The 23,024-nt window shown below is 41.7% G+C and carries 22 protein-coding genes; 8 read left to right on the forward strand and 14 right to left on the reverse strand.

Annotated elements, in window-relative coordinates:
- The first annotated feature begins 495 nt into the window (after positions 1-495).
- Genes C9J48_RS13350 through C9J48_RS13365 form a run of 4 tightly spaced genes read left to right on the forward strand, consistent with a single transcriptional unit; the run spans position 496 to position 6,713 of the window.
- On the forward strand, positions 496-2,403 hold the full coding sequence (locus C9J48_RS13350; RefSeq protein WP_006230338.1) for a bifunctional 5-dehydro-2-deoxygluconokinase/5-dehydro-2-deoxyphosphogluconate aldolase: 1,908 nt from the start codon (positions 496-498) through the stop codon (positions 2,401-2,403).
- Between the two features lie 11 nt (positions 2,404-2,414).
- Positions 2,415-4,268: a 3D-(3,5/4)-trihydroxycyclohexane-1,2-dione acylhydrolase (decyclizing) gene (gene iolD, locus C9J48_RS13355; protein WP_006230337.1), complete on the forward strand. Its 1,854-nt coding sequence runs from the start codon at positions 2,415-2,417 to the stop codon at positions 4,266-4,268.
- A 31-nt stretch (positions 4,269-4,299) separates the two neighbouring features.
- The gene (gene iolE, locus C9J48_RS13360; RefSeq protein WP_006230336.1) at positions 4,300-5,193 is read left to right on the forward strand and encodes a myo-inosose-2 dehydratase; all 894 of its coding nucleotides are present in this window, start codon (positions 4,300-4,302) and stop codon (positions 5,191-5,193) included.
- Positions 5,194-5,204: 11 nt separating this feature from the next.
- Entirely contained in the window at positions 5,205-6,713 is a 1,509-nt protein-coding gene (locus tag C9J48_RS13365) for a CoA-acylating methylmalonate-semialdehyde dehydrogenase (protein WP_006230335.1), read from the forward strand.
- A gap of 97 nt (positions 6,714-6,810) precedes the next feature.
- On the opposite strand, the gene C9J48_RS13370 is transcribed toward C9J48_RS13365, so the two are convergent.
- The 3 genes from C9J48_RS13370 to C9J48_RS13380 form a co-directional block, all read right to left on the reverse strand.
- On the reverse strand, positions 6,811-7,254 hold the full coding sequence (locus C9J48_RS13370) for a PACE efflux transporter (protein WP_006230334.1): 444 nt from the start codon (positions 7,252-7,254) through the stop codon (positions 6,811-6,813).
- Between the two features lie 184 nt (positions 7,255-7,438).
- Positions 7,439-8,191, reverse strand: a complete 753-nt coding sequence (locus tag C9J48_RS13375; RefSeq protein WP_006230333.1) for a hypothetical protein — start codon at positions 8,189-8,191, stop codon at positions 7,439-7,441.
- Between the two features lie 191 nt (positions 8,192-8,382).
- On the reverse strand, positions 8,383-8,925 hold the full coding sequence (locus tag C9J48_RS13380) for a sugar O-acetyltransferase (RefSeq protein WP_006230332.1): 543 nt from the start codon (positions 8,923-8,925) through the stop codon (positions 8,383-8,385).
- 192 nt (positions 8,926-9,117) lie between these two features.
- Between C9J48_RS13380 and C9J48_RS13385 the strand changes: the two genes are divergently transcribed.
- Positions 9,118-9,582 carry a MarR family winged helix-turn-helix transcriptional regulator gene (locus C9J48_RS13385; protein WP_006230331.1) on the forward strand — a complete coding sequence of 155 codons (465 nt, stop codon included), beginning with the start codon at positions 9,118-9,120 and terminating at the stop codon, positions 9,580-9,582.
- Positions 9,583-9,645: 63 nt separating this feature from the next.
- On the opposite strand, the gene C9J48_RS13390 is transcribed toward C9J48_RS13385, so the two are convergent.
- Positions 9,646-10,302 (reverse strand): serine hydrolase, encoded by a 657-nt coding sequence (locus C9J48_RS13390; RefSeq protein WP_006230330.1) that lies wholly within the window; start codon positions 10,300-10,302, stop codon positions 9,646-9,648.
- A 101-nt stretch (positions 10,303-10,403) separates the two neighbouring features.
- Positions 10,404-11,141: a hypothetical protein gene (locus tag C9J48_RS13395; protein ID WP_006230329.1), complete on the reverse strand. Its 738-nt coding sequence runs from the start codon at positions 11,139-11,141 to the stop codon at positions 10,404-10,406.
- 452 nt (positions 11,142-11,593) lie between these two features.
- Between C9J48_RS13395 and C9J48_RS13400 the strand changes: the two genes are divergently transcribed.
- A complete protein-coding gene (locus tag C9J48_RS13400; protein ID WP_006230328.1) occupies positions 11,594-15,754 on the forward strand; it encodes a DUF3859 domain-containing protein in 4,161 nt (1,386 codons plus the stop codon).
- 138 nt (positions 15,755-15,892) lie between these two features.
- On the opposite strand, the gene C9J48_RS13405 is transcribed toward C9J48_RS13400, so the two are convergent.
- Genes C9J48_RS13405 through C9J48_RS13420 form a run of 4 tightly spaced genes read right to left on the reverse strand, consistent with a single transcriptional unit; the run spans position 15,893 to position 17,253 of the window.
- Entirely contained in the window at positions 15,893-16,105 is a 213-nt protein-coding gene (locus C9J48_RS13405) for a hypothetical protein (RefSeq protein WP_006230327.1), read from the reverse strand.
- A gap of 43 nt (positions 16,106-16,148) precedes the next feature.
- Positions 16,149-16,592, reverse strand: coding sequence for a DUF2511 domain-containing protein (locus C9J48_RS13410; RefSeq protein WP_006230326.1), 444 nt, complete (start codon positions 16,590-16,592; stop codon positions 16,149-16,151).
- The gene (locus C9J48_RS13415; protein ID WP_006230325.1) at positions 16,592-16,837 is read right to left on the reverse strand and encodes a hypothetical protein; all 246 of its coding nucleotides are present in this window, start codon (positions 16,835-16,837) and stop codon (positions 16,592-16,594) included. Before C9J48_RS13415 ends, C9J48_RS13410 begins: the two co-directional genes overlap by 1 nt.
- Before the next feature lie 5 nt (positions 16,838-16,842).
- A complete protein-coding gene (locus C9J48_RS13420) occupies positions 16,843-17,253 on the reverse strand; it encodes a hypothetical protein (RefSeq protein ID WP_036802754.1) in 411 nt (136 codons plus the stop codon).
- A 701-nt stretch (positions 17,254-17,954) separates the two neighbouring features.
- On the opposite strand from C9J48_RS13420, the gene C9J48_RS13425 reads away from it, so the two are divergent.
- Positions 17,955-18,803, forward strand: a complete 849-nt coding sequence (locus C9J48_RS13425; RefSeq protein WP_006230323.1) for an oligogalacturonate-specific porin KdgM family protein — start codon at positions 17,955-17,957, stop codon at positions 18,801-18,803.
- 346 nt (positions 18,804-19,149) lie between these two features.
- Positions 19,150-19,893, forward strand: coding sequence for a class I SAM-dependent DNA methyltransferase (locus tag C9J48_RS13430; RefSeq protein WP_006230322.1), 744 nt, complete (start codon positions 19,150-19,152; stop codon positions 19,891-19,893).
- A 222-nt stretch (positions 19,894-20,115) separates the two neighbouring features.
- Here the strand turns inward: C9J48_RS13430 and C9J48_RS13435 are convergent, their stop codons facing one another.
- The 5 genes from C9J48_RS13435 to C9J48_RS13455 form a co-directional block, all read right to left on the reverse strand.
- Positions 20,116-20,511 (reverse strand): DUF2391 family protein, encoded by a 396-nt coding sequence (locus tag C9J48_RS13435; RefSeq protein ID WP_006230321.1) that lies wholly within the window; start codon positions 20,509-20,511, stop codon positions 20,116-20,118.
- A gap of 76 nt (positions 20,512-20,587) precedes the next feature.
- On the reverse strand, positions 20,588-20,806 hold the full coding sequence (locus C9J48_RS13440; RefSeq protein ID WP_081450087.1) for a DUF3955 domain-containing protein: 219 nt from the start codon (positions 20,804-20,806) through the stop codon (positions 20,588-20,590).
- A gap of 180 nt (positions 20,807-20,986) precedes the next feature.
- Complete coding sequence (locus C9J48_RS13445; protein ID WP_006230320.1) at positions 20,987-21,352, reverse strand: MmcQ/YjbR family DNA-binding protein; 366 nt, start codon at positions 21,350-21,352, stop codon at positions 20,987-20,989.
- A 106-nt stretch (positions 21,353-21,458) separates the two neighbouring features.
- Positions 21,459-21,929, reverse strand: coding sequence for an Sbal_3080 family lipoprotein (locus C9J48_RS13450; RefSeq protein ID WP_006230319.1), 471 nt, complete (start codon positions 21,927-21,929; stop codon positions 21,459-21,461).
- A gap of 104 nt (positions 21,930-22,033) precedes the next feature.
- On the reverse strand, positions 22,034-22,969 hold the full coding sequence (locus C9J48_RS13455) for a S1 family peptidase (RefSeq protein ID WP_006230318.1): 936 nt from the start codon (positions 22,967-22,969) through the stop codon (positions 22,034-22,036).
- Positions 22,970-23,024: the final 55 nt, after the last annotated feature.

Here is a 23,024-nt window from a genome sequence, read left to right on the forward strand (position 1 = left end):
AAAATTATGCTTCGATTATAAATTGACCGAAGTTATGATGGATGTAGTGTACGGAACACACAAGGCTATTAGTCATGATGTATCAATCTGATAAGGCTGCTGGCAAGACAACTTACGCTGTAATAGTGATTTTTAAAGGCCTTAGATGCTTACCGTAGGATTAACTTCAATGGTTTTATTTCCTGAAAATATTAGCCGACATTTGGATTTACTTATTTTAATAAAACAATAAAACGTTAATTAATTGTGTGATTATTTGAGGCTACTTTTTTTGAATTAGATCAAAACGCTTTTTATATTGATCCCGAAGAGTAAATTGACTTACCCAAAGAATCAGTACAGAACAAACAGACTTAAGATCACAAAAAAAAATATTCATTTCGTTTCTTGTTGATAATGAAACGTTCATTTCGTATAACTGAGTCATTGAAATAATCCAACCACGATGACGCGTTGATTGTCGTTTTATAACGTGCTTTGAGAAAGGAATCGAAAATGAAACATGACAGCAAAACATTAGATCTTATTTGTATGGGACGGGTGGCTGTTGACTTGTATGGTCAACAAATTGGTGCGCGTTTGGAAGATATGGGCTCCTTTTCTAAATACCTTGGTGGGTCGTCGGGCAATGTTGCTTACGGTACTGCCCGACAAGGTTTGAAATCATCGATGTTGGCACGAGTAGGCGATGAACACATGGGACGATTTCTTCGCGAAGAGCTCAATAGTGTCGGTGTTGATACGAGTCATTTGATTACCGATGAAGAGCGTTTAACGGCACTTGTTATTCTTGGTATTAAAGATGAAGAAACTTTCCCACTCATTTTTTACCGTGATAATTGCGCTGATATGGCGATTACAGCCGATGATGTGTCAGAAGAATACATTGCTTCAGCACGTTGTTTAGCCATTACAGGTACGCATCTATCTAATCCTCAAACGCGTGATGCAGTACTTACCGCTTTAAAATATGCCCGCCGTCATGGTGTAAAAACAGCGCTAGACATTGATTACCGCCCCGTTCTATGGGGATTAACGTCGTTGGGTGATGGCGAAAATCGTTTTATTGAATCAGGAAAAGTAACAGACCAGCTACAAGAAGTATTAGGGCTGTTTGATTTGATCGTCGGTACAGAAGAAGAGTTTCACATTGCGGGCGGCTCAACTAACAGTATCGATGCCCTCCGTGCAGTGCGTCAGGTAAGCCAAGCTGAACTCGTGTGTAAAAGAGGGGCGTTAGGCTGTTCTGTATTCAGTAACGACATTCCTAATGATCTGGATGATGGTATTACCATTCAAGGTGTCAGAGTCGATGTATTAAATGTGCTAGGCGCAGGCGATGCTTTTATGTCGGGTCTATTACGTGGTTATTTAAGTGGCGAAGGCTGGGAAAAAGCGTGTGCTTACGCCAATGCCTGTGGGGCATTAGTGGTTTCTCGTCATGGTTGTGCACCATCTATGCCTACGAAAGTAGAGCTCGATGATTACTTAAGCCGTGCTAACGACGTACCACGCCCTGATATAGATGCACGCTTAAATCACCTACACCGTGTTACCACCCGTAAACCTAATTGGGAAGAATTATGCGTTCTCGCGTTTGACCACCGTATTCAATTTGTTGATATGGTGCGAGAGGCCGGAGCCGATTTCGACAGCATAAAGCCGCTAAAAAAACTCATTTTACAAGCGAGCCAAGAAGTTGCCGAAGAAGCGGGATTACAAAGTAAAGCGGGTATCTTGTGTGATGGTACGTTCGGGCAAGATGTATTAAATGAAGTCACAGGCTCTGGCTGGTGGATAGGTCGACCAATCGAACTGCCGGGTTCTCGTCCGCTGTGTTTAGAGCATGGCAATATCGGTTCTCAGTTGGTTAATTGGCCGCTTGAACATGTGGTTAAATGTTTAGCCTTTTTCCATCCCGATGATCAGCACCCACTGCGCTTAGAACAAGAAAGCATGATTAAAGAAGTGTATGCCGCTTGCTGCCAATCAGGTCATGAACTATTGCTTGAAGTGATTTTACCTGCAGATATGCCATCGTCAGATGATTTGTACCTTCGTGCTGTGCAGCGTTTCTATAACTTAGGGGTAAAACCTGATTGGTGGAAGTTGCCGCCACAGTCAGTAGAAGGTTGGAACAATATTAGCGCCGTGATTACAGAACGAGATACATACTGCCGAGGTGTGGTGATTCTAGGGTTAGATGCCCCCGAAGCAGAATTGAGAGCTGGTTTTGCCGCGGCTGCCAATCAACCGTTAGTGAAAGGCTTTGCTGTTGGGCGCACCATATTTGGTCAACCGTCTCGTGAATGGTTAGCGGGTAATATCGGTGATCGCGCTTTAATAGAGAAGATTAAAGTGAACTACCACAACTTAATTATTTTGTGGCGTCAGCGCGGATAGGAGCCTTTATTATGCCAGCTAAAAATACGATTCGACTCACCATGGCACAAGCATTAGTGAAATACCTTATTGCACAAAAAGTGGAGATAGATGGTGAAACATTACCACTCTTTGAAGGTGTATTTGCGATATTTGGGCACGGTAATGTTGCGGGGGTCGGGGAAGCCTTATACCAAGTTCAAGACCAACTACCGACATTTCGAGCCCATAATGAACAAGGCATGGCACATGCGGCTATTGCATTTGCCAAGGCGAATAATCGCCGCCGCATGATGGCAGCAACGACCTCTGTCGGCCCAGGTGCACTGAATATGGTTACGGCAGCGGCTTTAGCGCATGTGAATCGCTTGCCTGTCTTATTATTACCGGGCGATACGTTTGCTACCCGTGAACCGGATCCTGTCTTGCAACAAATTGAAAATTGGAATGATCCAACGATCACCCCGAATGATTGCTTTAAACCGGTAAGCCGTTTCTTTGATCGCATTACGCGCCCTGAACAACTGCTAAACAGTTTGCCGCAAGCGATGCGTATCTTAACGGATGCGATTGAATGTGGACCAGTGACCTTGTCGTTACCGCAAGACGTTCAAACAATGGCATACGATTACCCAGAAAGCTTTTTCGCCGAGCGTATTCACCGTATGCGTCGTTTAGGTGCCGATGTGGTTGAAATTGAGCAAGCGATCGAGTTACTGAAAACGGCTAAAAATCCGGTGGTTATCGCGGGTGGTGGCCTGCATTACTCTGAAGCATTGCCCGAGTTTCATCAATTGGTTGAAAAGTACCAGTTACCTGTTGGTGAAACACAAGCAGGGAAAGGGGCTTTGCCTTGGGATCACGCCTTAAATTTAGGATCTGTAGGCGTCACAGGATCGGCGGCGATCAATGAACTCGCCCGTGAAGCCGACGTGGTATTCGCTGTAGGTACACGCTTGCAAGATTTCACGTCTGGATCGCGATCTTTATTTAGCCGTGATGCCCGTATTGTGTCGATCAACATCAACGGTTTTGATGCGATTAAACATAATGGTGTACCCGTTGTTGGTGATGCGAAACGCACACTTCCGCAAATTACAGATTTACTTGAAGATTGGCAACCGAGTGCCGCTTGGTGTGATAGAGCAGAATCTTTACGCCAGCAGTGGAATGAAACCGTCTCTATTGCCATGACAGATCGTGGAACTGATTTGCCCACAGATGCAGAAGTTATTGGTGCAGTCAATCGTGCCGCAGATGAGAAAGACATTGTGGTTTGTGCCGCTGGTGGCTTACCGGGTGAATTACATAAGCTGTGGCGAACCAAATACGATAAAGGTTACCACCTCGAATATGGCTTTTCATGCATGGGGTACGAGATAGCTGGTGGGCTAGGCGTGAAAATGGCGAAGCCTGATTCTGATGTCATCGTGATGATTGGCGATGGTTCATACCTCATGCTTAATTCTGAAATCGCTACATCCGTCATGTTAGATCAAAAGCTGATATTAGTGGTGTTAGATAACCGAGGCTACGGATGTATTAGCCGTTTACAACATGCTTGCGGCGGTGCTGGCTTCAATAACCTACTTAAAGACTGCAAGACCATTGATGGTGGCGCACCGAAAACAGACTTTGCCGCTCATGCTAAAGCGTTAGGCGCAAATTCTGAAAAAGTAGGCTGTATTCCTGAATTAGAACAAGCCCTAATACGCGCAAAACAATCAGACAAAACCTATGTCATCACACTTGATACCGATCCGCTCAGTACTACCGAATCTGGTGGCTCTTGGTGGGAAGTCGCAGTACCTGAAGTGTCGGAACGTGAGCAAGTCAGACTTGCAAGAAAGCAATATGAACTTGCCAAACAACAACAAGTTATCTGATCTGCAGTCCAAATATTAATGGAGTATAACAATGACAGTACAATTAGGAATTAATCCACTCACATGGACCAACGACGACCTTCCTTCACTTGGTGCAGAAACATCACTTGAAACCTGTTTAACAGAAGGGCGACAAGCAGGATTTACGGGTTTTGAACTCGGCAATAAGTTCCCGCGTGATGCAAGTCTATTAGGGCCAATTTTAGCCAAGCATGACGTTAAATTAGTATCTGGCTGGTATTCAGGTGAATTATTAACGCGTTCTGTAGAAGAAGAAATCGAAGCCGTACAACCACATTTAACTTTATTAAGAGAGTTAGGTGCAAAAGTAATGGTTTTCGCTGAAGTTACCAACTGTATTCATGGTGATCAAGATAAGTCTGTTTACCTTCGTCCTAAATTTCCGGCTGAACAATGGCGTGAATATGGCGAGAAGCTAACAAAATTTGCGCGTTATACCCAAAGCCAAGGGGTACAAATTGCTTATCACCATCACATGGGCACGGTAATCGAGACAGAAGCCGATATTGATAACTTAATGAAGCACACAGGGCCAGATGTTGGTTTGTTATTAGATACTGGGCACTTAACCTTTGCAGGTGCCGACCCAATAGCTGTTGCTGAACGTTGGGCGCATCGCATTAATCATGTTCACTGTAAAGATATTCGCCGTGATGTATTAGCCGATGTTAAAAATCGAAAAACAAGCTTTCTGGATGCGGTATTAAACGGTGTATTTACTGTACCTGGCGATGGCTGTATTGATTACTCGACACTGTTTACCTTGTTAAAGAATAATGAATATCAAGGTTGGTTAGTGGTGGAAGCGGAGCAAGATCCTGCCGTTGCCAACCCGCTTACTTATGCCACCTTGGGTTACAACAATTTATCTCAATTAGCGAAAGATGCTGGCTTATTTAATTAGGAGTAATTTACATGGAAACGGTTCAAAATTTTATTAACGGACAAATTACTGAAAGTCGTAGCGAGCGTTTTGCCCCTATTTATAATCCAGCAACTGGTGAACAAACGCGTCAGGTAGTGCTAAGTTCAGCCGCAGAAGTCGAGCAAGTTGTTGCCGTGGCAGATGCTGCTTTTCCCGCATGGGCGAAAACATCACCCCTAAAACGTGCCCGTGTGATGTTCAAATTTAAAGCCTTGCTTGAACAGAATATGGATAAGCTAGCGCGTATTATTTCTAACGAACATGGCAAAGTCTATTCAGATGCCGTTGGTGAAGTAACACGCGGGCTAGAAGTTGTCGAATTTGCTTGTGGCATTCCCCACCTACAAAAAGGTGAGCATTCTGCCAATGTAGGTACAGGTGTTGATAGCCACTCTTTGATGCAGCCATTGGGTGTGTGTGTGGGTGTTACTCCGTTTAACTTTCCTGCCATGGTGCCAATGTGGATGTTTCCAATTTCACTGGCAACGGGTAATACCTTTATATTGAAACCATCAGAGAAAGATCCTTCTCTAGCGTTAGAATTGGCGAAGTTGTTGAAAGAAGCCGGTTTACCTGATGGTGTTTTCAATGTAGTCAACGGTGATAAAGAAGCCGTTGATGTGCTATTAACCGAACCACGCGTGCAAGCGGTGAGTTTTGTTGGTTCGACACCGATTGCAGAATATATTTATTCGACTGCATCGGCACATGGCAAGCGTTGTCAGGCTTTGGGCGGTGCGAAAAACCATTGCATCTTGATGCCAGATGCTGATTTAGATATGGCAGCAAATGCCATTATGGGGGCGGCATTTGGTGCCGCTGGCGAGCGATGCATGGCGCTATCTGTTGCCGTTGTTGTTGGTGATGAAACAGGCGATAAATTAATTGCTAACTTAAGCGATCAAATTGCAAAAATGCACATAGGCCCAGGTATTGTTGATGGTACAGAAAATGACATGGGGCCGGTTATTTCAGCGGTACATAAAGCGAAAGTTTGTGACTACATAACAACAGGGGTTGAACAGGGCGCTTCTTTGTTAATTGATGGCCGTGATTTAGTCGTTGAAGGTCATGAAGAAGGGTATTTTGTTGGTCCTACGTTGTTCGATAACGTATTACCAGAAATGACAATTTATAAAGAAGAGATCTTTGGCCCAGTACTGGCGATAGTACGTGTACCTGATTATCAAACCGGTCTTGATCTTATTAATCGTCATGAATACGGCAACGGTACGGCTATCTTTACGCGTGATGGTGAAACAGCACGTCAGTTTAGTGAAGATGTATTAGCGGGAATGGTTGGCATTAATGTACCCATTCCTGTTCCTATGGCGTTCCATAGCTTTGGGGGCTGGAAGCGTTCTGTGTTTGGCCCATTAAATGTGCATGGTAATGATGGTGTACGTTTCTACACTCGAATGAAAACAGTGACTAGCCGTTGGCCTGCCAGTGTTCGTTTAGAGCAACACGCAAGTGCGTTCACGATGCCGACGATGTAATGTTACAAAAAATGTAATCTTGCAAAGTGGTTAGAAGAACCGTTAAACGATAGCCCCTCACCAAAGACTGACTGTTCGTTGATGAGGGGTTTCTTATTTAGTATTCAATACCGACATGTAATTCGGTACGACGCTTTTTAATGATAAATGCGCGAATATTATCGTAGGCATAATTAAAGACTAACGCGTAAATCGTAATGAAAATGGTCACGCCAATGTCTAGCCAGAATGCGTCGATAAGAGAAACATTTAAGATATACGCCATTACTGGAATGGTAAAAAAGAGCAAACCCGCTTCAAATAAAATCACGAAGAATATCCTAAGCTTCATGGAGCGTTCTTCACGATTACCAGGGAAAAATCGGTCAAAGATATAGTTAAAAATGAAATTCCATACCATAGCAATACTTGCAACAACTATCATAGTTCCTGAAAGGGTTTGAGGGTTGTGCTCGGTAAAAATAATTAAGCCAAGAATGGATAAACTTACCGCTAATACTTCAAATAAAACCGCATGGAATATGCGTTCAAACGTCGACATAATAAACCTTGTTCTACATTGTGCTTTGTATGGGAGTGGGATTATTACGGTTTAATATGAAGAGGGAAAGTTAGCAGCCATCACGATGTGTGATGGCCTGATGTTGTGGGTTGCAGATTATTTGATAGTAATCTCTGATGTAGCCTTGAACTAAAGGCAACAAAGGCTTATCAGTGTCATACCTTTATTTTTCTTCAGAGGTTGCAATCTTGATTAGGCGATCGCGTTCATTAGTCCCACGATTTCTCACTTCATGCATAACGAATGTTTTAGCGTCACGAGTCCATCCTTGACCAGATTGTTCATCATAATCATGAGGTAGCTGAATGCCTTCCGGCGCGTAAGCGTCGATACCAAAACTTTTAGATGTATTAATTGTACGAAGGCTATGCTCGTAGAAACCGACAACAACGGTTTTCCCCAGATCTCCACCAGATTGCTTCACAGCTTCTTCAGCTACGCCATTAGTACTTAGGTAAGTTAGCGTACCATCAGGCGCAATCTTTGGGTCGATTGAGAACAGGTGCTCTGCAGGAATACGCTCACCAATAGACTGTGCAATTTCCCATTGTGCATAAACTGGCTTACCTGTTTGCTTATAAATTTCTACAACCGTATCAGCTAATGCTTCATTCATCGGCCCCGGTATTTGGTTGCCGTTCGACATAACACGATTACCAAATGCGTAAGCCAAAATACTATCAGCTTCATTCAGAGGTAATTCTTCACCTTTCCAGGTAAGAATTTCATTCATTAGGAATTCTGCGGTGTATGCGGCTACATCAGCACTTTCAAGCTGTACTGTTAGCTTGGCTTCAATTGCTTTTTGTAATTCAGCATCTGTCAGAGTATTAGCAATTGATGGGGCTGAAATAGCTAAACTACTGATAAAGCTTAATCCAATAATATTTTTAATGAGTTTTTTTGATAATTGCATTTTCATTCCATTTACTGTGACTGTTTATTCATACTAGCAACATATAAATGGTTATAAGTAGCGTGTGCGTCATGGCGTTACACTTTGTTGCTTTTCTTACGTAGCTTCACATTCACTTACACCTGTATAGATGCTGAATGAAAATTTATTTTGATTGAGGGTTGTCTTGATGAGGTTGGATCACCAACCTTTTATTTGATGATGGAGCGAGCTGGGTTTCCTGCAACACGGTCATAGCTTGCAACATCTTTTGTCACGACAGAGCCAGCACCAATAACAGCACCTTCACCAATGGTTACACCGGGTAATATTATCGCGCCACCGCCAATCCAAGCTTTATCATTAATTGTCACTGGTTTTGCTACTTCATCACCCGCAATACGTCTATCGGCATCAAGAGCATGAGAAGCCGTATATATTTGCACTCTAGGCCCTATCATTACGTGAGAGCCAATGTTCACAAGGCCATTGTCCAATATAAGCGCACCGCTGTTTATATAGCTTTGATTACCAATAGATAAATGATTGCCATAACTCATATCGAGAGGGGGAATAATGCAGCTATCAAGAGGAACCTTAATACCAAGGTTAACTAATATTTCATGCCTAAGATCTGAATTCGGCTCGTTATTGAAATGGCGAAGCAAGATAGAAGCTTCTTCCCGTAACTTTTCTAACGCCTTACACTGGCAATTATAGACACTACCATTAAGCATTTTTTCTAATTCAGACATATACATAATAACTTTAATAACGAAAAATCATATTCTACGTTCTATTTATCGATGCGCACATTTGTTTGTCTGATTTGTTACCAGGACCACATAACAGATTCTCAGGGTGTCAGTAGGAAGTGGGATAATAAAAGGTTTGATATCGAACACATACCGCATACAATACAACAAAAATACAAAGGGATATGCAACATGAACGCAGACGATCCAAAACACTTTGACTCAATCATAGGTAAAAGCTGGATGGCAATGAAGTTATTGCAAAACCAGATGCAAGCTGTGATACAGAAGAAGCACCCGTTCATGAATATTGAGCAGTTTCAGTTATTGCTTGAACTTAAACACGATGATGGTGTTCGCCCTTCAGAGCTTGCCTATCGTATGCAGCGTACCAAAAGCACGATATCTAGCTTACTTAGACATGCAGAGCGCAGTGAACTTATTGCCTCATCACCAGATCCAAAGCACAAAAATGCGAAGAAGGTTTACCTAACAATGAAAGGTCATAGGGTATACGCAGACATCGCGCCTATCGTTGATAAGGAGTTGCTTGATTCGACAGATGGCATTAGCGAAGCAGACCAAGCGATTGTCGCAAAGGCAATGGAACATATCATCGAGAAGATTAATCCTGAGTGGCTTCACGACGAGTGGTAATCGTAGAAATTGAAAGAAACCCACCAGCATTGAGGGCTGACTGCTGGTGGATTTAATTATTTGTTACTGTGCTCTAACTGCATCCAAGATCGCGGGGATAGTCTTATGGAAAATACCCTGAACCACTCTTGGCGTTTCAGTCATTGGGTAGCCACCGTTCATCGCAATAACAGTGTTTGATTCCAAATCAGCGACCATTATCTGTCCATGAATACCAACCATAGCCATAACTTTATAATCACCAACATATAGAATTCGGAATTGGTTCATGTACCAACCATCAGCAAGTGCGGCTTCTTTACCTAGCGACCATGCCGCTCTTACCTTATCGTTACCTTCGTAGATATTATCAATGAAAGCTTTTGGTATAACCTGTTCGCCTTTGTAGTTCTTACCTTCATTCAGGATAACCTTACCTACACGCGCTAGGTCTTTCGTTGAGGCATTCAGACCACCAGACGCCATTACGCCACCGTTAGCCGAAGCCATCATTTCAGCATCATTCTCTACGCCGATTTTCTGCCAAATCTGAGTCTCTAACAATTCAGGTAAGTATTCAGTAGTCAGTTTATTCATATCTAACAAGCCATTATCAACTGCGATAGCAGCAAGAATGGAAGTGAATGATTTGGTGACAGACATCATTAAGTGAGTATCACCTTCTTTTGTACCGTTCCAGTAGTGCTCATGGACCATTACACCGTTTTTCAGTACAACCATGCTGTGATTTTTATACGGTCACGATCATGGAACTCAGTAGCTGTAGCGCCAAGTGACATTGTAACTAGACTCGCAATGATTAACTTTTTCATAATGATGCCTTAGAAGTAGTAAGAAAGACCGATTTCGAATTTGTTGTCAGTTTCAGCACCGAAATTTTTTAAAGGTCCGCTACCTTCTACTTTCGTGTAGATGTGATTGAAATCAACCCACGTCTTGCCATCACTAGTTAGGGGATGTCCATAAGATGTTCTAACTTCGAGCTTTGAGCCAACGTTTGTATCCATCCACTGAGGTTGAAGCATGATGTAGTTACCATCTTCGCTTAATGCGATAGAACCAAAGATGTTTGCCTGATAACCATCAATGCTCTGCTTCATGCCAGTGCCGCTAGTCTTGTGAGTTATATCACCAGTAACTAAAGCCGCGTTAGGGTAGATAGAAACGTTACTCCAAGGTGTAGTAATCTTTGCTATACCACCTAGAGCAACGATATTTGTTTCCATCCCCTTATGCTTCCAACCTTTCATGTAATCAATGCTGCCACCGATTTGAGGCATGATAGACGTTTCTACATCGAACACTTGGAAGTAGCGAACACGTGAGTTCTGTGCACCCGTCTTGGTATTAACACCGTGGTCGATAAGACCCATAAACGAGTTTCCTTCGTTGTACTGACCAGCCACACCAACGATAACCTTCATTGTGTCTTCACTATCAGCAACAACGTTTGCGAAGCTGTTCACTTGAGTTAAGTCAGATGGATCTGGTGTAAGATCTTCTTCAGCAAAAACATTACCGCAAGTCAGTGCTAGAACAGGTACTAATAAAGCTTTCATTTGTCACTCCAAGATAAAGGTTCGCAATCGAACCTTTAGGTGTGAAGTTAGCATTTTAACCTGAATGTAGCCATAATGAAGGGGGTGTTGGTTTTATAATTAAGGTTCGTCATCACACCTTTATTATATTTGATGTTTTTTAAGATTAAACGAACTTACGAGGTCAAGACTCTCACAATGCAGAAATCACTTATTGCGACAGCACCTGTATCTGCGTTTAACTCTTGGTTTATATGGTTCTGTTTAAGAGGGGGAATGGTGGTCTCCCTAAAAAGGGAGTTGATGATCAGCGTTAAATGAGATCGTCAAATCAATTGTAAATTTGACGTAAAAACGTTCACGTTCTCACCCTAAGCTAGCGATCACATTTTTAAAATTTAACACATATTTACAATGACATAGACACTGTGTGACCCTATTCTAGCCGAAGTTTATATTACTGTGTCTAAATTATGTCTGTATTAGAAAACCCCTCAGCTCTAACTATCTCTTACAATCCTAAAAATGTTGAATCACTACGCCAAGGTTTGCAGTATTATCGGAAGCTTATTCAGCAAGAAGATGCGTTCTGCGACTTTCATTGCCGCATCACTTTTGCCCTAGAAGAGAATAGTGATGACAGCATTGCTGACTTGCTTGAAGGCTCTGTCGCTAAAACCATTTTTACCTTCTGTGGTAGAGATGTTGAAAAGCTCTCTTCTGAACAAAAGCTCAATGATCGCTGTGTGGATCCAGAAACGGCATTCTTCATGCGTGCTTTATTGCATCCAGAGTTAGAAGCTGAACTCGAACAGACAGCAATTACGCTGAATACCGTTTCTCGCCGCGTCAATAATTCATCAGAGATGTGGATTTCTGATACCGAAGTATTGGGCTTAAACCTAATGTTTATGTTGGCGTTAAAGTACCCTCAATACACGTATCTTTTAGCCAGCTACATTGTGCCTTACTGGGATACGGAACATGCACCATTCGGTGAAGAGGTTCTTGCTATCGTGGTCAGCCATCACGGCTACAGCCACGACATGCTTAAAGCATTCTGCTACTGCGACAACCATATGGCGCGCGCCAAGATGTTCACGTTAGCAGCCACCTCATACGGTGAACAAAACGGTGCGATGGGGCAGAAGCAATCACAGTCTTTACTTGAAATTTTCCGTAACCAACCAGAAGAATTTGCCACGTTCAAGCAAGTGCTCAAGGAGCGCTTTGCTGCGGTAGGTTATCTGCAATATACCGATGACCCGCGTCACTACAACGAAGATCCTATACGCAGCATCGTTTTATCTCTTGTCGAAACCGATAGCGGTACAGAGTGCTACGATTTAGATGACAAGGGTGAGGCAATGAGCAAAGCGATGTTCATTGATGGCCTAGCCGATGACGCAGCCGCTGATCTGAAAATCGAAATTGAAGGCTATTTAGGTCGTCCGATTGTTGAAAATAAAGAGGAAGAAGAGGACGAATACAGCGATATTTATTACATCTATGGCACTGGCATTGAACAGTGGAAAGCATTCGTATGGGAAGAGTTCGACAACGGCCGACAAGTTTGGGATTACGTCATCACCGGTGAGAACCCTGATATTCTCGACCAAATTGATCCATGTGATACTTCCGCTCTGATGAAAGCTGGCAATTACAAACTGGCGGAAAAAATCGACTATTTCGTTGGTCACTATGAATCCTTCCACAGTGAACTTGAACGTATTATTTATGACTTAATCGCAGACTGGACATTTAATGGCGACGATGATGAAGAGCCAAATGAAGCGGAAGAGCGCGTTAAGCTTTTCCGCATGTTGGATGTCATCTACTGCTGGAACGACAAACAAGGTTTTGATCCAAACTTCATAGACAAAATGGTTAACGAATACGAATTCTTTAGCGATAAAGAGTTCATGACGCGCTATAACGGCGACTGGAAAGCGCTGTTTTTCCACTGCGTAGAATCATTCTCGGGTTACAGCAGCAATGTCGAGCAAAGCGAAGCGACAACGTTATACCAAATATCACTTGAACATCGTGATGAAGTAAAAACAATCATTGAAAATGGTGACTTCCCTCAAAAGTACCCAGAATTCCCGCAAGAGCAACCGCGAGAAACCATTCTCGGCCTGTGTGCCTCCATTGCGCACTTTGACCAGCTAAACGGCACTAAAGACACACTCAATCAATACGTATTGAGTGTTCTAAATGAACACCTAGTAGCCGCGATTTATGACGCAATCGCCCAAACCAGTGAATTTGTCTGTGCGCCAAAAGTACCAGAATGGCAATATGAAGAACCAGAGGCAACAGTTCTTAACCAAATCAAACAAGATTGGCAGGTGGTCGAGCAATACTTCAATGGTGAACATGACGATACTGAAGCTGCACTGGTGAATTTTGAGAAGCATCATCGACGTAGTGATAAAGACACAGAGCTATTTCGCGTTCAACCGCGCTACTGCTACTTACGCGATTACGATAACAAAGCGCAAAAGCTGCTACTTGCGGCACAGGTATTATCAAAACATGCTGAGTCGCCAATTCAGAAATTTTCTGAACGATTTGTCGAGCTTTGGCTACGTCTTGCACCGACCAAAACCTGTCGAATGCTGGCTTATTTCTACAACATCTCTCGCTTTGGCAATGCAGACGCAGACGAATGTCACCAACAAAACCAAAAGCTAGTCAATCAGATGGTTGGCATTACCGATGTTGGTGCCACTGCCTATGTGGTTGAAAACCTAATTAGCGAAGTTCCAAGCGGTGCTGACTATCAAGTGGTATTTGCCCTCTTGTTTAAGCAGTACCAAGACGAAATGGCCTTGCCAGAAAAACAGCGTGTGTTGCATCAAGCATTGAAAGTGATCTTGCAACGTTACACCCAGATCTTCATGGCGCAGCTGCATAAGTTCAACCCAGAACTTGCGCCAGAGTACTTTGAAAACACACTGATCAACATTATTCCTCTTCGCGTGAGACAGCGTATCGAAGATACCATTCATGATGATCGTGAGTTGAGTGATGAAGAGAAGCACGATATTGAGGTTGCTCGTCAGTATGTGCTGCTCAAAACAACGGCCACCAAAGAGCAAGTTGACCAATTAATCAAAATCATGGGAAGCCGATACATCGAAGATTTCTGCACACCATGGGGTGAAGCAGAAGTCGGCTTCTTATTCTGGTACGCAGCAGATGTTCTAAAAGACAACCTGTTGCAAATCTATATTCATCACTCAGAGATGGATATTTCGGATCTTCATGATGATCGTGACACCACGCAACAACGTTGGCTCTGTGAACGCGCTTATGCCCTAGGAATGAGCAAGATTAAACTGTTTGAGTTTATCGTTGAAGAAAATTGGACAGACTGCTTAGATATATTTTCAGACCAACTTGAGCTTGCGCCTCTTACTAAAGAATTAAGCACTGAAGACCTCCATGCCTTACTGATTGAGCTGGCGAAATTAGGCAATTATGAACCATTCATTGCAACCTTCACCAGCCATAGTTCTCGCCGTATTCGCGACCTTATTGTAGAGATTAATGCAGGGCGTTACAGCAAAAAAGACTCGGATTCAATCGAGGTTGTTGAGTTTGGTATTTTTGCTGAAGGTGGTACTCCAGAGCAGATAGAAGCAGCCAAGCAAGAGCAAACCGAAGAGGAAGAGGATTTCGTATCTATTCACTCGCTAGAACATCGCAAAGAAACGTTACTGATCGAAGCGGAAGTGGGTCGTACGTTTGGGATGAGGATCGGTTACTTCAGCGATGACCGTCCAGAGGAAGAATTCCCAGAGACTATGGTTCTAAAAGTTCGCGTTCATCACCCATACATTCATTCCCATGACGGTTATCTATCAGAGTGGGATATTGAGCTAAGTCTAGATTGTAGAAGCTATGTAGGTTGGACGTTCTCGCACAAGAGCTTGTGTGTACCTGGCATCTACCGCATTGATATCGTCGATGGTGAAAACAATATCATTGAAAGTAAGACTTTCCACGTGGTTGAGAAGCGGCCTATTCTGACCGATGATTTGGTTGAGCGTTACCAAAATGATTCACTCACTCAGCAACATATGGGTAGCATTAACATTCACGATAATGCATTAAACATTATTGATGTTAAAGACCCTTGCGACACGTTAAACCTAGGCCATCGACTATCGAACAATTTGGTCAATATTTATAGCTACAGCGAAAACAATCAATTGGCATTCTGCGAGTTACGGTTGAGCGAAAAAACATCTAAATATTGGTACGTTGCGCCAAACCAGTTAAGACCGTTTATTGAAAAGCGCGTTAAGGGTAAACAGCTGTTACTCGGTTCATCAAGCGCTATCAGTTGTGCGTTAGCAAACCTAAGCCAGTGGCAAAGTGAATTGGGGGCTAAGTCGCCAATCAAATTATTCCAGCCAGACCAAGCTCAAGCGGATAGTGTATCAGCCATACACTTACAGCGATTAGGCTTTCGCCTATTATTTGGTTACAGCAATGAGGGTGAACTTTGCCGTATCTTAGTGGCCCCGCAAAAAGTCGGATTATTACGCCGTCTGCTACTACGCATGATGGCCAAAGTTGCACGCAAGACTATTGAAGATAAAGGTGCACCTAAGACACTTTAAGCACTGCTTTCACGGAGTCTATGAGTGATTTGAGTCGTTCAGAAGGTAAGGTGTAGTTTGAATTGAAAAAAAGAGGCCACGTTTTTGGCCTCTTTTCATTTAGTTAACGGTATGTGGTCAATTCGTGGTGAGATAAGGTTATTCAATCACGTTAAAGTAGTTATCAACCTTACCCATTCTCTCTCTTACTTCTTCTTGGCTTGGTTTGACCTTTTCAGTGTGTTCAATACGGCAGTTCTGAATATATTGCTTCTGTGCAATACCATCAGAGTTACCACCAAGGCACATCATAATAATGATAAATCCACACATAGCCGTAATGCTAACGAACAACTGAAACCCTTTATACATGCTGCGCCATTATTGAAGGCCTCATTCCGGTTCATTAATCTATCTAATCTGCATGATTTATAGGCTTACAAAGCTTCTGTGCAGCAGCTCTTAGTGGTGCGATGCGTTTATAAAACGGTCCGACGTCTTGAGCCGCTTCTTCTCTTGTTTTCATTGGGAATCCCCACATTGCGTACTCTATTAGATCTGCCCGTTTGGGGTCATCTTGCAATATTAATTCTATTTCTTTGTGCCCACGATTATCGGCTGCAAGGTTTAGGCTGTAGCATTCACCGTCTTCAGTCGTAAACATGACTGCTGGGTAGTCACAGGTCATATACCCGCTATCTACGGTTAACATCCATCTATCGCCAAAGTCGGCTTTACAAACCTTCTTCGTTACGGGGAGGGGATAAGGTGATGACCTAGAATTAACTGCAGATACTTGCTTTGCCGCTTGCGTTGGTAACGAGGCAACCAGTAATAAGGCGATAAGTGTTTTTTTCATTAGAGTGTAAAGCCTACCAGCATGGTCATCGCTTCAGCAGAAGAGTTATAACCTATGCCGCCATACCAATGTTGTTCTCTTTCTGCATACTTCAAACCAACATCGTACCCAAACCTTGTTTCACTATCTGGCTTAGAGGTAGAACCAAACAAAGAGACATCATCTTTCACGATTTCAACTCGCAGCTTGTTCGCGACTGTAGAGGTTTTAACCGTCACCAATTTTTGATGTAAGAGGTCGCTCATGGTGGTTACCCCTTGTACATGTTGGACATAGCTTTAATCGTTCGCTTCATTTCTTCATGGAACACTCTTTCTGGAATAGCTTTGCACTTTAAAAATACGCTGTTGTACATCATCTTTATCTGCGCTTCATCTTCCATCAGGATAATTGCCTTTCCGACGGCAGATTCGCCATCGTTGAGGTAAATCTCGCCTACAGCCTTTGTGCTAGATTTCAGCATCATCATAAAAACAGGTTTTCTATTACCGCTAGCCTCGGCAGCTTCATAAGCAGCATTGAATGCCGCGCAAGTGTAAGTAGGTAGGTTTTCTATATATTTTTTCCTATCGTTATCTTTAATAGGAGACGCATTAGCGAGACCCGACACAACCAAGGCCACTGTCGCTACAACTATTTTTTTAACATTTGAATTATTCATAATTAACATTGTTCCAAATCGAACATTTATGGGTAGCAGCGCTAGTCATTCCCTGTTGGTCTGCATTTTATGAATAATACGTTCGTAGTCGAACCATTTCAAGTATAAGGTGGGTGGTGTAAAGAATTATTAGTTATTTCATCTATTATACAGGTGTTTATATTAGAATTTTCTTGCTGTTGGTAATTGTTCGCCATGAAATCATTTGCTAATGGTGGAAGGGTTGTAGGGAGGAGTTTAGAAGCGAGAAAGATAGAGGCTGGGTTGAATGAGGTAGTAGGCTCTAGGTTAAACCCGTTGATTTAGGATGGAGGGCTGCACGTTAAAAGGTTTATAGGGAATGGGTTAAATGGTTGGATATCGAACCATTGTTATTATAGACTGTTCTTAGTCAATCCTTGAACTGGTTGGCTGTTACAATTCTTGTAAATTTCATTATTCACTTTGCTTGCGTAGGGACTGCCAACTTCCCTATTTAAACAACATTTAAGGTGTCATTTCTGCCTTTATTTATATTTTTCTTTAAATTGCCTGTATTTATACAGGCTTTTTTTTGTTTGTTATTTTTCGCTGAATGAATACTGAATGGGATGGTATCACTTCGAACCTATTGGTTTGTTACTCTTGAGTAATGACTGGAGGTTATATATATTCGACGTCGAACCATATGTGGTCATTCATAAACAATTAGGCTTAAGACAATGAAAAAGACATTATCAATTGCTGTAGCAGCATTACTATCTTCAACAGCTTTCGCTGGCACATTCGCTGAAGTATCTCAGGCAACTGACAACGAAACTGCGGTTAAGGTAGGTCATAGTCTTGAGAATGGAATCTCTTTTGACATCGAAGGCGTATACAGCAACAACGGCTTCAGCGATGTTCTAGGCAACAAAAAATCGAATGGTTATAAAGAAACAACACTTGGTGCTGCATGGAAAGTAGAACTAACTGATAACGTATGGGTACAGCCTCAGATTGGTTATACAATGCCAAGCGGCAACTTTTCTGCGACAGCAACTAGCGGTGCAGAGCCAAGCCCATTCGAATCTACTGAATACCGTGCTTCTGGTGATAAAGGCAACACACTTAAGATTGGTCTTAAAGGTGGATACGACTTTGACAATGGCATGTACGTTGCGGGTCGTTATCGTTACGACATGCGCGAAGACAATCTAAAAATTTCCGCTGAATCAGGCGCTAAGACTGACAATGTTGATATTGAAGGATCAGCAAATGTTCACCGCACAGATTTAACGTTCGGTTATAAAATGGAAGTTGTTGATCTGTCTATGAACTGGATTCACAAAGACGGCGAAGATAAGATTGACTTAAAAAATGCCACTAAGCACAAGAGCCGAGCTAAGTCTACTCGTTTAGACAAAGTTGAAGCATCAGCAGATGAATTCGAATTTAAAGCGACTCTTCTAACTGCAGACAACCTGAAGCCTTACGTTCAGTACACAGTGAAGAATGACATTAACGTTAAAGGCGGTAAGAACTTCGCTAAAGACAACGTATTTAAACTAGGTGTTAATTACTCTTTCTAATGTAGTCACCAGATTTAGCCCAGCCTTTTGGTTGGGCTTTTTTGCTTGTTAATTAATCGGTTATCATTAGTCACGACATAAAACGTTGTTTTTAAAAGGCATCATCATAAAGTTGACAGTTATAAATAATGGGAAACGTAATGCTGATGGATGTAGCTACTCTCTAATAACGAAATTTTCAGCCTTTAAAGCGGGGCTAACCATTGAATACTCTCTATATTTGGTAGTCAATTTAGCGGCTTGTTTTACTTGTCTGATTTTTGGACGTTATATATATCTCGCAAAATCTACAGATTCGTTTACTATGCGCCACCGAAAATATTTCTGCTAAAACGATTAGGCTAATATGTCCGCCAACGCCCTATATACCGACCTTTCTGGTTATTACGATTTAATGTGTGTCGATATCGATTACCAAGCCCAAAGCCACAGCATTCGCAGACTACACCAGATTTTCGGTAACGACGGAAATACACATCTTGATTTAGCTTGCGGAACAGGCCCGCACGTACGTCATTTCATTGATTTTGGCTATCAAAGTAGTGGACTTGATATTAATCAACCAATGCTAGATATAGCAACTACCCGTTGCCCAGAAGCACAATTTTATTTGCAAAACATGAGTGAATTTAAAATGGCAGAGCCATTAGATTTAATCACTTGTTTCTTGTACTCGATTCATTACAACGATGGCATCGAGAAATTGAAAGAATGCCTTAAAAGCGTACATAGTGCGCTTAAAAGCGATGGTGTTTTTTGTTTTAACGTGGTCGATAAAAACAAAATCAACAACGCTTTATTTGTAAAACACACTGCGAAACAAGAAGACAGCTTGTTCTCTTTCCAGTCAGGTTGGAATTACAGTGGTGAAGGGGAAAAACAGGCACTAAAACTTCGAATTGAAAAAACAACCGCAGAAGAAACTCAAATTTGGGACGACGAACACCCTATGGTTGCTTTCAGCTTTAATGAATTGAAAGAGATCTTGAAACCTTACTTTGAAGTCCATATTTTTGAGCATGACTACGAAAAGATCATCCCTTGGGATCAGAACTCTGGAAACGCCATTTTTGTCTGTGTGAAAATCTAAATTCTGGGTTGTATCATTCAATCAGTCGTACGCCTTGAATGATACAGCCACTGAATTGCACTTAAACACCAGCTATACATTCTCCCTCGCTAAATACCTACAAAAACTGCCAATGTTAAACATCAACGCCATGGTTTGTTAGCTGTATCTAGGTTCCCTTGTGTCAGGATAGTTACCCTTTGAGTTTGATAAAAATAGCGAACATTTGTTAAACGGCTCTTTTCATTCTTTATCAAAGCTATCTACCACTATTGCCCCCATAGAAGCTGGCATCGTGATTACAATCATTCGTTTAATAGCCGTTACCGGATCGGTAAGTAATGGAAATTTATCTAAACACAAAAGCACTAAGCAAACGACGAATGCCGTCATAATGTAAGCAATAACAATACGAAAAATGAAGACAAAAAGGCGGTTCTTAATGTTTTTCTGAAATACACTTTGATAGGTGAATATTCCAAGAAAAAGCACTGACAATGTAAAAAGCATCAGCAAATTAGAGTAGGGTAATGTGTCACCTAGCCGCCACGCTTCTTCTGAAAAAGAGATGGGAACTGCAAGCGCAAAAGCGCCAACAAACACCTGGCTAGCATCTTCCATATTGAAGCTAAATTTCATGAAGTTCCCTCTTCATCTTGGTGACGCGTTGTTAAATGATTAGACCTAGGTATTATTTGTTTTGGCATAACGTACATTAGCTGTTAGTTCTGTTTATCCTATTTCTGAACAAGGATACTAAGAAAGAAACCAGAGCGAGAAATATAAACAGCCAGAATAATGGAATAAACCCGAAAGGCTCAACAAGTAGCCCATCTTTATCGACATACGAGCCAATTAGGTTAAAACAGAGTAAACATACCATGCTCAAAGCCAGAAATAGAGCGGATAACCAAAATCTTTTTAGTACTTTCATTAATTGCTCTCAATCATTAAATCGAATTATTTCCTGTTTCTGACAGTCAGAATAGTGAAGAAGTTCATACCAAAGTTTTCTCCGTGTTACTCGCGAGCTAGTGTTGCACTTTAATCTACACTAAAGCCGCTGGGTGTAATGTACCTTCAATTATTTCTTATTCGACGGTGTCCATAACTGCTATTTTGGGTTTAAACCAAGCTCTCTTAGCTTTGTTTTTGTTAGCCCTAACGACACAATTCGGTGAGACTCTTTAAGGTAATACATCAATGCTTCATCTGTTTCTTTTGAACTCTCGTATTGTTGTATCCACTTCATTCCTCGAGTAGCGAAGTAGGGGGCGGGCCTATAACCGGTATGATCACTTAAAAATACGAAGTTAAGATCTGACGTTTTAAAGGTGAAAGCGGGATCGTCGCTTTTTCCTAAACCACCAATAGCGAACACTTTTCCGCCCACTTTCCATACATGAGAGTTGTTCCACTGAACCACGTATGTCGTTGCCGGTAATGAGCGACAGAACGCGTTATATTCATCATAAGTCATGCAAATGTTCCTCTTTCCTTCTAACGGCTAGCATACCGAATTTTACACTATAACCGCCAAATGTAATGCATCACCTTGAGCAGAGCCTGTCGATGGCATACGGTCTTTATTGATGATTAGACGAGTTTACTTTTTTTGTCGCTTCGTCAGCGGTTATTTGGCCAAAAAGAGTATCCATCATGTAATGAATACGTGTTGCACCATCACCAAATTTATTAGGGTTTGCTGTGTATGGAACTTTAAATTGAACCTTTCCAACTCTTTGACCATGTTGAAATGCATTAATCTCAGCATTTTTTAAATAGAGCGCAAGATCCCATCCCCAATGTCCCTCATATTCAAGAGTTAATTTATTTAAATCATGTTTGGAACCATCAGGTGAAACCGTATATTGATAGTTGTTTGATTGTAGCCATGTTTCCATTGTTTCTTGGAAACCGTCACGAGTTTCCTTGTCGTCAACAATTACGATCTCAACGTTATTTATATTTGTTTCAATTGGCGTCGCAGTATAACGAGGTGATCCACAACCAGATAAAACAGCGATAGAAATGGATGCAAGTATAAAAATTTTCATTAAATTTCCAATGCTAGTTATTTTCAATTTGATCTATATAGCGTAAGAAGTGCACAAAATCGTATTTATGCACTTCATATGATGTTTAGGTAGTTAGAGGTAACTTACGCTTCGTTCAAGCAAACTAATGGCACCGAGAATTTTTTGCTAGCTTCAGCAATTTTAGCTGGTGAAATTGGCTTGGATTTTTTAGTTACTTTATAGTCAATATTTAGCTCATTTAAGAAAATAGTAAACATTGAAGATTTAATCGAATCTTTATTAACGTTAGAGACAATACCAATCACGTCGCCATTTTCAGCAATTACAGGACCACCAACATTACCTTCATTTACTTCATTTGTCGTTCTCATAAATCTAACATCATTGTACTGACCAGATGCAGAGCTGATGATGCCATCTGTAATTTTACCCTGATACGTTGGTGTTTTTGCATTTACCATATCTGATTGGTCGTATCCATAGGTATAAGTTCTTTCACCTTGAGTTGTTTGTTTCTGTGAGCTTATATGTGCATAAGATTTATTGGGAGTCAGAGCTTTAAGAACGGCAATATTATTTGCTCTATCGACACGAACGACAGTTGTTTCTAATAAACGACCAGAGCGTTCATAATTGATTTTAGAACAAGCATCAACCACCTTACTAGTGGTTAATATATACTCACTGTTTACAAAGAAACCTGACGACTGTACAAGAAGATTTGGTTTATAACTCACACCTTGTGAAGTAATATTATAATTATTAACAGTCGAATTATTTGATTGATTTGATATGGCCCGACCATTTATTTCCGTAACACTACAATTAAAACCGCCAGAATCTACACAGGTTTTCTGTGCTAACTTCATCGCCTCTGATTTACTAGCAGCGCCCCAAGCAGCGCCAGCAACACCATTAGTACCAATAGAAAATGCTTTATTATTGGTTTTACCTCGATATTGATTATAAAGCTTATCAGCACTATTTCCTGTTGTTTGACAGCCTGAAACCATTACGATTGACACAAAAATGCCAATTTTAGTGAAGTTCACTTTCATCTTATTATTTCCAAATAAATTACCCCTACGAAGGGTGTCTTAACGGTTCTAGCAT

The organism is Photobacterium profundum (assembly GCF_003026285.1).
Taxonomy (GTDB): domain Bacteria; phylum Pseudomonadota; class Gammaproteobacteria; order Enterobacterales; family Vibrionaceae; genus Photobacterium; species Photobacterium profundum.

Coding starts and splice junctions, on each gene's coding strand:
- C9J48_RS13405 (WP_006230327.1), bottom strand. CDS start 16,105: ATGTATAAAGGGTTTCAGTTGTTCGTTAGCATTACGGCTATGTGTGGA.
- C9J48_RS13350 (WP_006230338.1), top strand. CDS start 496: ATGAAACATGACAGCAAAACATTAGATCTTATTTGTATGGGACGGGTG.
- C9J48_RS13400 (WP_006230328.1), top strand. CDS start 11,594: ATGTCTGTATTAGAAAACCCCTCAGCTCTAACTATCTCTTACAATCCT.
- C9J48_RS13440 (WP_081450087.1), bottom strand. CDS start 20,806: ATGAAAGTACTAAAAAGATTTTGGTTATCCGCTCTATTTCTGGCTTTG.
- C9J48_RS13395 (WP_006230329.1), bottom strand. CDS start 11,141: ATGAAAGCTTTATTAGTACCTGTTCTAGCACTGACTTGCGGTAATGTT.
- C9J48_RS13380 (WP_006230332.1), bottom strand. CDS start 8,925: ATGTCTGAATTAGAAAAAATGCTTAATGGTAGTGTCTATAATTGCCAG.
- C9J48_RS13450 (WP_006230319.1), bottom strand. CDS start 21,929: ATGAAAATTTTTATACTTGCATCCATTTCTATCGCTGTTTTATCTGGT.
- C9J48_RS13445 (WP_006230320.1), bottom strand. CDS start 21,352: ATGACTTATGATGAATATAACGCGTTCTGTCGCTCATTACCGGCAACG.
- C9J48_RS13385 (WP_006230331.1), top strand. CDS start 9,118: ATGAACGCAGACGATCCAAAACACTTTGACTCAATCATAGGTAAAAGC.
- C9J48_RS13415 (WP_006230325.1), bottom strand. CDS start 16,837: ATGAGCGACCTCTTACATCAAAAATTGGTGACGGTTAAAACCTCTACA.
- C9J48_RS13390 (WP_006230330.1), bottom strand. CDS start 10,302: ATGGTTGTACTGAAAAACGGTGTAATGGTCCATGAGCACTACTGGAAC.
- C9J48_RS13370 (WP_006230334.1), bottom strand. CDS start 7,254: ATGTCGACGTTTGAACGCATATTCCATGCGGTTTTATTTGAAGTATTA.
- C9J48_RS13375 (WP_006230333.1), bottom strand. CDS start 8,191: ATGCAATTATCAAAAAAACTCATTAAAAATATTATTGGATTAAGCTTT.
- C9J48_RS13425 (WP_006230323.1), top strand. CDS start 17,955: ATGAAAAAGACATTATCAATTGCTGTAGCAGCATTACTATCTTCAACA.
- iolD (WP_006230337.1), top strand. CDS start 2,415: ATGCCAGCTAAAAATACGATTCGACTCACCATGGCACAAGCATTAGTG.
- C9J48_RS13365 (WP_006230335.1), top strand. CDS start 5,205: ATGGAAACGGTTCAAAATTTTATTAACGGACAAATTACTGAAAGTCGT.
- C9J48_RS13430 (WP_006230322.1), top strand. CDS start 19,150: ATGTCCGCCAACGCCCTATATACCGACCTTTCTGGTTATTACGATTTA.
- C9J48_RS13420 (WP_036802754.1), bottom strand. CDS start 17,253: ATGAATAATTCAAATGTTAAAAAAATAGTTGTAGCGACAGTGGCCTTG.
- C9J48_RS13410 (WP_006230326.1), bottom strand. CDS start 16,592: ATGAAAAAAACACTTATCGCCTTATTACTGGTTGCCTCGTTACCAACG.
- C9J48_RS13455 (WP_006230318.1), bottom strand. CDS start 22,969: ATGAAAGTGAACTTCACTAAAATTGGCATTTTTGTGTCAATCGTAATG.
- iolE (WP_006230336.1), top strand. CDS start 4,300: ATGACAGTACAATTAGGAATTAATCCACTCACATGGACCAACGACGAC.
- C9J48_RS13435 (WP_006230321.1), bottom strand. CDS start 20,511: ATGAAATTTAGCTTCAATATGGAAGATGCTAGCCAGGTGTTTGTTGGC.